We start from the raw sequence: 235 nt of genomic DNA on the forward strand, positions 1-235 counted from the left end.
GTCCACGAACGCGTCCCTGCCGAGCGCGATATCGAGATCACGCTTGGCACCATACGCAAGGGCACCGCCGCCGGTCTCCGTTTCGAGCTTCAGGGCATGGTCGCCGGCCGCGCCGCCATCGTCGTCGAACACGTCACCCGCATCGATGACAGCGTGGCCCCGCACTGGCCACAAGGCAGGGGAGGCGGCATCTACCGTATCGAAATCACCGGCGCCCCGAACATCGAAACGGAAT

At 65.5% G+C, this 235-nt stretch carries 1 protein-coding gene; it reads left to right on the plus strand.

The window, feature by feature from the left end:
- On the plus strand, positions 1-235 hold a 235-nt coding region (locus ACZ3HG_RS24895; protein WP_465335223.1), incomplete at both ends, for a hypothetical protein.

Source organism: Erwinia sp. PME.40.26/001 (genome assembly GCF_055556675.1).